At 66.7% G+C, this 8,775-nt stretch carries 8 protein-coding genes; 3 read left to right on the forward strand and 5 right to left on the reverse strand.

Going from position 1 to position 8,775, the window contains the following annotated elements:
* Positions 1–63 precede the first annotated feature (63 nt).
* Positions 64–1,053, reverse strand: a complete 990-nt coding sequence (locus tag AB0T83_RS16075) for a Bug family tripartite tricarboxylate transporter substrate binding protein (RefSeq protein WP_366194240.1) — start codon at positions 1,051–1,053, stop codon at positions 64–66.
* Positions 1,054–1,243: 190 nt separating this feature from the next.
* Here AB0T83_RS16075 and AB0T83_RS16080 point away from each other — a divergent pair, with 190 nt between their 5' ends.
* The 3 genes from AB0T83_RS16080 to AB0T83_RS16090 are packed head-to-tail and all read left to right on the forward strand — an operon-like array spanning position 1,244 to position 4,356.
* The gene (locus tag AB0T83_RS16080; protein WP_366194241.1) at positions 1,244–1,915 is read left to right on the forward strand and encodes a response regulator; all 672 of its coding nucleotides are present in this window, start codon (positions 1,244–1,246) and stop codon (positions 1,913–1,915) included.
* On the forward strand, positions 1,902–3,320 hold the full coding sequence (locus AB0T83_RS16085; RefSeq protein WP_366194242.1) for a sensor histidine kinase: 1,419 nt from the start codon (positions 1,902–1,904) through the stop codon (positions 3,318–3,320). Before AB0T83_RS16080 ends, AB0T83_RS16085 begins: the two co-directional genes overlap by 14 nt.
* Positions 3,310–4,356: an ABC transporter substrate-binding protein gene (locus AB0T83_RS16090; RefSeq protein WP_366194243.1), complete on the forward strand. Its 1,047-nt coding sequence runs from the start codon at positions 3,310–3,312 to the stop codon at positions 4,354–4,356. Before AB0T83_RS16085 ends, AB0T83_RS16090 begins: the two co-directional genes overlap by 11 nt.
* Positions 4,357–4,365: 9 nt before the next feature.
* On the opposite strand, the gene AB0T83_RS16095 is transcribed toward AB0T83_RS16090, so the two are convergent.
* From AB0T83_RS16095 to AB0T83_RS16110, 4 genes are read right to left on the reverse strand one after another with little or no spacing between them, the layout of a single operon-like run.
* A complete protein-coding gene (locus AB0T83_RS16095) occupies positions 4,366–5,217 on the reverse strand; it encodes an ABC transporter permease (protein WP_366194244.1) in 852 nt (283 codons plus the stop codon).
* A gap of 10 nt (positions 5,218–5,227) precedes the next feature.
* Positions 5,228–6,085 carry an ABC transporter permease gene (locus AB0T83_RS16100; protein ID WP_366194245.1) on the reverse strand — a complete coding sequence of 286 codons (858 nt, stop codon included), beginning with the start codon at positions 6,083–6,085 and terminating at the stop codon, positions 5,228–5,230.
* Positions 6,085–7,185 carry an ABC transporter ATP-binding protein gene (locus AB0T83_RS16105; RefSeq protein ID WP_366194246.1) on the reverse strand — a complete coding sequence of 367 codons (1,101 nt, stop codon included), beginning with the start codon at positions 7,183–7,185 and terminating at the stop codon, positions 6,085–6,087. Before AB0T83_RS16105 ends, AB0T83_RS16100 begins: the two co-directional genes overlap by 1 nt.
* A gap of 58 nt (positions 7,186–7,243) precedes the next feature.
* A complete protein-coding gene (locus AB0T83_RS16110) occupies positions 7,244–8,314 on the reverse strand; it encodes an extracellular solute-binding protein (protein WP_435891184.1) in 1,071 nt (356 codons plus the stop codon).
* Positions 8,315–8,775 lie beyond the last annotated feature (461 nt).

Below are 8,775 nucleotides of genomic sequence, written 5' to 3' on the forward strand. Positions count from 1 at the left end.
CAGCAGGGGGGCCGGGCGCCGTGTCACGGACGGCGCCCGGCGGGATTCAGGCGCGAAGGCGCATCACTTGATGATGCCGATCTCGCGCGAGATGTCCTGGATCTGGGCCACGCTTTCGGCCACGAAGGTCTGGAAGGCGTCGCCTTGCAGATCGAGCGGCGCCAGACCGTTGGCGGCCATGATCTCTTTCCACTCGGGCGAGGCATAGAGATCGGCGATTTTCGCGACCCAGGCGTCATAGGCTTCGTCGCTCATGCCGCCGGGGGCGTAGAAACCGCGCCAGTTGGCGCCGATCACGTCCACACCCTGTTCGCGGGCGGTCGGGAAGGCGGCGAATTCGCCGTCCAGACGCTCGGGCGCGAGCACCGCGATCACCCGGATGTCGCCGCTGTCGACAAAGCCCTTGGCTTCGGAAATGTCGCCGGTGAAGGCCTGCACGGATCCGGCCAGAAGCTGGGTCACGGCCTCGCCGCCGCCATCGAAGGCGATGTATTTGACCGAGCGCACGTCGTCGATGCCATGGGCGTTGGCCGCGATCAGAACCTTCAGGTGGTCCCAGCCGCCCACGGCCGAGCCGCCCGCGACCGAGATCGAGGTCGGGTCGGATTTGATCATGTCGAGCAGCGCCGGAAGATCGGCGATCTCGCTGTCCTTGGCCACGGCGATGACACCGTAGTCGGCGCCGATCGAGGCCAGCCAGCGCACCTGGTCCATGGTGTTGCCGGGATAGGCGCCCTGGGCGAGGCGGGTGGCGGTGGCCGAGGAGGCCGCGACGATCAGGTTGTTGTCGTCATTGCGCTTGTTCACCACTTCGGCGTAGGCCACGCCACCGCCGCCGCCGGCGAGGTTGACGACCTGCACGGTCTTGTCCAGCAGGCCGAGATCCTGCAGCGACTTGCCGACCTGACGGCAGGTGAAGTCCCAGCCGCCGCCGGGGTTGGCGGGCGCGATGCACTCGGGGTTTTCCGGGGTAAAGCCCTGGGCGGAAACGCCAAGCGCGGATGCGCTCAGCAGTGCGGCCGCGGCCGCAAGGCGGGTTGCCTTGAAAATCATGGGTTGGGTCCTCCACAGTCCAATTTTTCCGGGCTGTCCGGCCGCCCGGTGGCCAGCCATTGCGGCCCGCATGATTGCGGTTGTCGCGCGAATGGCTGAGGATGGGATAGGCGCCTTTGCTGTCACCAACCTGTCACCGGTCACGGGCGGGACGCATTTCAAGGGCCGGGCGGCAATTTTTGGGGGGAACATGCGTGTCCTGATCGTCGAAGACGCCACCGATGTGGCCGAAGCGGTGGCGATCCGGCTGGGCCGGAGCGGCATGGCCTGCGACATCGCCGACAGCCGCGAAGCCGCCGAGGATTGCCTGGCGGTGCAGCGCTATGACGTGATCGTGCTGGACATCAACCTGCCCGACGGGCTGGGCACCGAGTTGCTGGCCGATCTGCGCGGGCGCGGCGACCGCACCCCGGTGCTGATGCTGACGGCGCTGTTTTCGGTGGATGACCGGGTCACCGCGCTGGACCTTGGGGCCGACGATTATCTGGTGAAACCCTTCGACCAGCGCGAGTTGGAGGCGCGGCTGCGGGCGCTGGTGCGGCGCGAGGCCGAGCAGAAGTCCGACGCGCTGGATCTGGGACCGCTGAGCTTCGCCCCGGCGGCCCTGAGCGCCACCCTGTCGGGCGCGCCGCTGGAGCTGACCCGGCGCGAGGCCACCCTGCTGGGCCTGCTGCTGCGCCACCGGGGGCAGGTGCTGAGCAAGCAGCGCCTGTACGACGGGCTGTTCGCCTTCGACGATGCCGATGTGGGCGTCAATGCCATCGAGCTGTACATCGCGCGGCTGCGCAAGAAGCTGGCCGGGTCCGGTGTGGGGATCGAGACTCAGCGGGGGCTGGGCTACCGGATCCATGCGGATGGCTAGGGGCGGGTTCGAAACGGCGGGGCGCGGCAGCTTGCTGGCGCGGGTCATGCTGGGGGTGCTGTCGCTGCTGGTGGTGGGCGGCGTGGTAGTGACCTTCGCCGCCTTTGCCTATGGCCGCAACGCGGCGCGGCAGGCCTATGACCAGATCCTTGTGGGGGCGGCCAATGACATCGCCGGGTCGGTGAACATCGTCGCGGGCGCGCCGCTGGTCAACATGCCGGTGTCGGCCTTCGGGCTGCTGGCGCTGGCTTCCGAGGATCGGATCACCTACGCGGTGCGCGGCGCCGGTGGTGCCCTGCTGACCGGCCACGCCGATGCCCCGGCCGCCGCCGGAGAGGTCGGCCCGGCACCGGTGTTCTTCGACGCGCCGCTGCACGGCGATCCGGCGCGCTTTGTCACCGTGGTGCGGCGGTTTTCGGAACGCGATTTCTCGGGCAGCGTCCATGTCACCGTCGGCCAGACCCTGCGGGCGCGCAACGAGATGGCGCTGGGGCTGACCCGTGGCGCGGTGCTGGTGATGAGCGGGATCGGGCTGGTGCTGATCCTGGGGGCGTTCCTGGTGATCCGCTCGGCGATGCGGCCGCTGGACCGGATGGCCCGCGAACTGTCGGCGCGCGACCCCTATGACCTGACGCCGATGCCCGCCGATGGACCGGCGGAGGTGGCGGTGATGGTCGGCTCGATGAACCGGTTCATGGGGCGGCTGGATCGGCAGGTGGGCGCCATGAAGCACCTGATCTCGGATACCGCGCACCAGTTGCGCACGCCGGTGGCGGCGATCCGGGCGCAGGCGGAATTGGCGCTGGAGGATGACCCCGAACATCTGCCGCAGCGGCTGGACCGGCTGGTCAAACGCACCCGGTCGCTGGGCAACCTGCTGGACCAGATGCTGGCGCGGGCGCTGGTCATCCATCGCGCGGACAATGCGCCGCCCGAGCCGGTGGACCTGCGCGACGTGGCGCTGCAGGTGCTGGAGGGCCGCGATCACGAGGTGCTGGCCCCCGAGGCCGAGGTCGAACTGGTCATCGGCGACCGCGCGATCATGGTTCTGGGCGACGAGATCTCGCTGTGCGAGGCGGTCAAGAACCTGCTGGCCAATGCGCTGCGGCACGGGCAATCGCCGGTGCGGCTGGGGGTCAGCCGGGCGGGCGACACTGCCGAGATCTGGGTCGAGGATGCGGGCAACGGGCCGCCGCCGGAGGTTCTGGACCGCATCGGTGGCCGGTTCGAGCGGTCGGCGGCGTCGAAGGGCAACAGCGCCGGGCTGGGCCTGTCCATCGTGCGCGCGGTGGCCGAGGCTTTCGGCGGGCGGGTGACCCTGGGCGCGGGCCCGGCGGGACAGGGGTTCCGGGTGACGCTGGTGCTGCCACGGGCCGGGGCCGTGGGGGTGCGCGATGCGGGCTAGGGCGCTGGCTGTCGTTCTGGGCCTGCTGGCCGGACCTGTCCCGGCGCAGGAGGCGGTGGCGCGCTTTGCTGCGACAGGGGGGCAGGCGGATACGGTGCTGACGATCCGCTCAACCACCGACATCGCCATCATGGCCCCGGTGCTGGAGGCCTTTGTCGAGGATCACCCGGAGCTGGAAATTGCCTATGAGCAATGGGGCTCGAACCCGCTCTATGCCGACAGCCTGGCCGCCTGCACCGGGCCGCAGGCGGTGGCCGATGTGGTGGTCTCGTCCGGGGTGCACCAGATGGTCGATCTGGTGAACCGGGCCTGTGCCAGCCCGTACCGGTCGGCCCGGACCGAGGCGCTGGCCCCGGCGCGGCGCTGGCGCGACGAGTTGTGGGGCATCACGCAGGAAGCGGCGGTGATCCTGTACAACACGCGGCTGGTGTCGGCGGCAGAGGTGCCGCGCACCCGCTTTGCCCTGCTGGACCTGATGCGCCGCGACGCGCCCCAGTATCACGGCAAGATCGCCACCTATGACATCGAGGCTTCGGGGCTGGGGTTCCTGTTTGCCTTCATGGACAGCCAGGAGGCCACCACCTTTGGCGGCCTGATGGAAGGGTTTTCCCGCGTCGAGGCGGTGGCGACCTGCTGTTCGGCGGAGATCATCGAAGGCGTGTCCGAGGGCCGCTATGCCATCGCCTATAATGTGCTGGGGTCCTATGTGGACAGCGCGCCGCGCCCGGATCTGGGGGTGATCTATCCCGAGGATTACACGCTGTTCCTGTCGCGCGCCCTGATGATCCCGCGCGGCGCGGCACAGGCCGATGAGGCAGCCCTGCTTCTGGATTTCCTGCTGTCGCCGCGCGGGCAGGGCATTCTGGCCGAGAGCAACCTTATGTGGCGGCCCGATTTCGACGAGACCAGCCTGCCGGCCAGCGCCCGGCGTGACATTCCCATCGATCCGACGCTGCTGGTGGCCATGGACCGGCACCGGCGCGAGATCTTCGTGCAGAAATGGCGCGCCACCTTCTGGGCCGCGCGCCCAAAGTAGGACGCCCCGTCAGCCGCGTTTCTGGAAGGCGATCATCACCAGCGCCAGCAGCGACGAGCCCAGCATCAGCAGCAGCGACACCGCGTTCAGCAGCGGCGTCGAGCCTTCCTTGAGGCGGTCGAACATGGCAATGGTCAGCGGCGCGTCCGAGCCCACCAGCATCAGCGTGGTGTTGAAATTCTCGAAGCTCATCAGGAAGGCGACCACGAAGGCGCCGATCAGCGCGGGCATCAGGAAGGGCAGGGTGATGGTGCGCACCGCCGTCAACCGGGTGGCGCCCAGGTTCAGCGCCGCTTCTTCCAGCGTGCGGTCGAACTTTTGCAGCCGGGCCCCGATGACCAGCGTGGCGATGGTGGCGATGAAGGAGAACTGTCCCAGGATCACCAGCGTCAGGCCGGGGCGCAGGGCTTCGAGATCCCACTGCGCGGCGTCCCACAGCCCGTTGGCGACGCGGCTGGAAAACACCAGGATCGAGATGCCCAGCACGATGCCCGGCACCACCAGCGGCAGCAGCATCAGCACATAGAGAAACCCCTGGCCGCGAAAGCGGTAGCGGTTGAACAGGAAGGCGTTGGACAGCCCCACCGCCACCGACAGCACCGACACGCAGACCGCCACGAAGGCCGAGGTGCCGATGGCGCGCAGGATCGGGCGTTCGTGGAACACCCCGATCTGTGGCCGTTCGGCGCCGAAGAACCAGTTCCAGGTGAAGCCCCGCCACGGCAGCGAGGGAAACTGGCTGTCGTTGAAGGCAAACCCCGCCACAACCACCAGCGGCAGCGCGAGGAACAGGAAGAAAACCACCACATAGGCGGTATAGGCGGCGATCAGGAACCGCGGTTGCGGGATGGAAGGGATCATGGCGTGCCTCCTATCCCATGGTCTTTTCGAGGGACTGGCCGGTCAGCTTGAGCATGCCCCAGACGATCAGCGAGGACAGCCCCAGCAGCAGGAAGCCGAAGGCGGCGCCAAGCTCCCAGTTGAAGCGGACGATGAACTGCGAATAGATCAGCTCGGTGAACCACAGGCTGTCCTTGCCGCCCAGCATGATCGGGGTCAGGTAGTTGCCCAGGGAAAGCATGAAGACCACGATGCAGCCCGAGACGATGCCGGGGGTGGCGTGGGGAATGATGATCTCGCGCAGGACACTCAGGCCGTTGCCGCCCAGATCATAGCCCGCCTCGACCACCTCGTCGGGCAGGGTTTCCAGCGTGGTGACCAGCGGCACCACCATGAACAGCATCGAGGTGTAGATCAGCCCGACCATGATGGCGGCGTCGTTGTACAGCATCTCGACCGGGCCATCGACGAGGCCGAGGTATTGCAGCAGGTTCGAGATCAGCCCGGTTTCGCGCAGCAGGATCATCCAGCCGAAGGTGCGCACCAGTTCCGAGACCCAGAACGGCACAAGGCACAGCAGGAACAGCGCCGAGCGCATCCGCCCGCGCGCCATCTTGGCGATGTAATAGGCCACCGGAAAGCCGATCAGCAGGGTCAGCACCGTGGCCAGGATCGACATCACCGCCGTGCGCAGGAAGGTGCGCAGGTACAGCGGCTCGCTGAGGAAGGTCCAGTAGTTGGCAAAGCTGAAGCGGTATTCGCCGACGCCCACGCGCTCGCGCAGCGACACCAGTGCCATGTCGACATGCGGGATGATGATCAGCAGGCTGAGCCAGAGCAGCAGCGGCGTCAGCAGCAGGATCAGGCCCAGCTTTGCCTCGGCCCGCATCAGGCGGCCCCCGCCGCAAAGCAATTGCCCTGTGCGGCGGCCCAGCCGATATGGACCTGCGCGCCGCGCGCCAGATGGGCGAATTCGCCCGATTGCGGCAGGTTGACGGCGATCTCTTCGGTGCTGCCGGCGTCCTTGACCAGGATCCGGCTGTCGGCGCCGTTGAACAGCAGCGAGGTGACGGTGCCGGACAGGCGATTGTCGAACCCGGCCAGATCCTCGGCGGACGGGGCGATGCGGATGGCCTCGGGACGGACGAAGATTTCGGCCCGGTCGCCGGGGGAAAGGGCGCGGTCATGGCGGTCGCCGCGCAGGATCAACCCGCTGTCGGTGCGCAGGATCAGGGCGTCGCCCTCGACCCGCTCGACCTGTCCGGGCCAGCGGTTGCTGTCGCCCACGAAGCCCGCCACGAAAGCGGTGGCGGGGCGGTAGTACAGATCCTGCCCGCTGCCCACCTGTTCGAAGCGGCCTTCGTTCATCACCGCGATATGATCGGACATCACCAGCGCCTCGGACTGGTCGTGGGTGATGTAGACGAAGGTGGTGTCAAAGGCGGCCTGCAGGGATTTCAGCTCGACCTTCATGCGTTCGCGCAGTTTCAGGTCCAGCGCGCCCAGCGGTTCGTCAAGCAACAGCACCTCGGGCTCCAGCACCATGCAGCGGGCGATGGCGACGCGCTGTTTCTGGCCGCCAGAGAGTTCATCGACCTTGCGCTGACCGATGCCGGGCAGGCCGATGCGGTCCAGAGCCTCGTCCACCTTGCGGGCGATCTGGTCGCGCGGCAGGCCGGCGCGGCGCAACCCGTAGCCGATGTTGTCGGCGATGTTCATCATCGGGAACAGCGCCAGATGCTGGAACACCATGTTCACCGGGCGCTTGTTGGGCGGCGTGTCCAGAACCGAGCGGCCACGGATACGAATATCGCCCGAGGTCGGTTCGAGAAACCCCGCGATCATCCGCATGACCGTGGTCTTGCCGCAGCCCGATGGCCCGAGGATGGAAAAGAACGAACCGCGCGGCACGTCGAACGACACTTCGTCCACGGCCAGAGTATCGCCGAACCGCTTGGTCAGGGTCAGGCATTCAAGATCAGGGGTCATGGGGAGCCGGTACAAGAGGGGCGGTGCCCGCACAAGGCAGGCACCGCGAAGGTCAGGTTCAGTTGGCGGCCTTGACGCGGTCCAGCACGCCGCCTTCGATGGTTTCCAGACCGGCGGGCACCGGCGGATACCACTTGATGTTGTCGATGGCCTCCGGCGGGAAGCTGTCCTGGAATTGCGCCTTCAGGGTGTCGTCGGCGAAAGCATCGGCGCCCAGCGACGCGGTGAAGTTGCCCGCAGCGGCCGTGATCATGGCGGCGATCTCGGGCTGCATCACGAAGTTGATCCAGGCATAGGCGGCGTCATCGGCCTTGCCCTTGGCGGGCAGCACAAAGGTGTCGATCCAGCCAAGCGCGCCCGAGGCCGGCGCCACGAAGGTGATGTCCGGGTTTTCGGCATTCAGCTTCCAGCCGCCGGTGTCCCAGGCCATCGAGGCCACGACCTCGCCCGAGTTCACCAGGCCGATCAGCTCGTCGCCGCCGCCCCAGTAGGTCTTCACATTGGGCTTGCACTCGATCAGCTTGGCTTCGACCTTTTCCATGATCTCGGTATAGGCCGCCTCGTCGCCATAGGCCGCGAAGGGATCCATCCCCATGGCGTAGGCAAAGCCGATCAGCGTCGGCCGCTTCAGACGGTAAGAGACCTTGCCGGCCACATCGTCGTTGCACAGGTCGGTATAGTCCTGAACCGATCCGGCCTTGACGGTGTCCAGCACCAGCCCGCTGGTGCCCCAGATGTGCGGCAGGCCGTAGACCTCGCCGTCCACAGTGGTGTTGGCCTTGGTGGCCTCCAGCATCGAGGGGATGAACAGCGCGGTGTCGATCTTGGACAGGTCGATGGGCTTGTAGATGCCGAATTCCTGCTGCGGTCCGGCAATGCGGTCCTGGCTGGGCTGGGCCAGGTCGAAGCCGCCGCCGCCCGTGGCGCGCAGCTTGGCGATCATTTCCTCGTTGTTGGAACTGGTGACCTCGACCGTATGGCCGGTTTCGGCCTCGAACATCTCGATCACATCCTCGGGCGCGTAACCGTTCCAGGTCAGAAGGCGCAGCGTGTCGGCAGAGACGGGTGCCACGGTCAGCACGGCAGCCATGGCTGCGGCGGAACAGGTGGCAAGGCAGCGAGTAGTCATAGGGAACCCCGTTGGTTTTTCTGATTTTTACGTGGGAGACACCTTGGCCCCCGCGTTTCCAGCCGTCAAATCCTTTCAGGGGAGTTTGACGTCAGCATGACGATGGGCCGCTTTTCCGGCTGGTGTCGCGGAGGACGGGGCGCTGCGGACCGGGGGCCGTCTGCGGGCGGGTGGTGCCTGCCGGGGGTCCGGGCAAGGATAGAATCCCCGTGACTCGCCCTACTGTTGTGTTGCGTCGCGCCGATCTTCCGACCTGCCCTTTGGTCATTGGGTATAGCGGTACCTTTTGTTGTCTGGGTTCGGTTGGTTTTGGGTTTGTCCTGGGGTGATTTGTTGCTTGGTGTTGTTTGTCATCTTTCTGTTTTCATGAGGTTTTATTGGAAGTTTCTCAAATCTGTGATTTTCTTTGAAAAAGGGGGTTGCGACTCTTTGAGAGTGGCTCTAGACACCCCTTCACCGAC

This window comes from Meridianimarinicoccus marinus, from assembly GCF_040689105.1.
In the GTDB taxonomy this organism is placed as follows: Bacteria; Pseudomonadota; Alphaproteobacteria; order Rhodobacterales; family Rhodobacteraceae; genus Meridianimarinicoccus; species Meridianimarinicoccus marinus.

Coding starts and splice junctions, on each gene's coding strand:
- AB0T83_RS16080 (WP_366194241.1), top strand. CDS start 1,244: ATGCGTGTCCTGATCGTCGAAGACGCCACCGATGTGGCCGAAGCGGTG.
- AB0T83_RS16085 (WP_366194242.1), top strand. CDS start 1,902: ATGCGGATGGCTAGGGGCGGGTTCGAAACGGCGGGGCGCGGCAGCTTG.
- AB0T83_RS16090 (WP_366194243.1), top strand. CDS start 3,310: ATGCGGGCTAGGGCGCTGGCTGTCGTTCTGGGCCTGCTGGCCGGACCT.
- AB0T83_RS16100 (WP_366194245.1), bottom strand. CDS start 6,085: ATGCGGGCCGAGGCAAAGCTGGGCCTGATCCTGCTGCTGACGCCGCTG.
- AB0T83_RS16095 (WP_366194244.1), bottom strand. CDS start 5,217: ATGATCCCTTCCATCCCGCAACCGCGGTTCCTGATCGCCGCCTATACC.
- AB0T83_RS16105 (WP_366194246.1), bottom strand. CDS start 7,185: ATGACCCCTGATCTTGAATGCCTGACCCTGACCAAGCGGTTCGGCGAT.
- AB0T83_RS16075 (WP_366194240.1), bottom strand. CDS start 1,053: ATGATTTTCAAGGCAACCCGCCTTGCGGCCGCGGCCGCACTGCTGAGC.
- AB0T83_RS16110 (WP_435891184.1), bottom strand. CDS start 8,314: ATGACTACTCGCTGCCTTGCCACCTGTTCCGCCGCAGCCATGGCTGCC.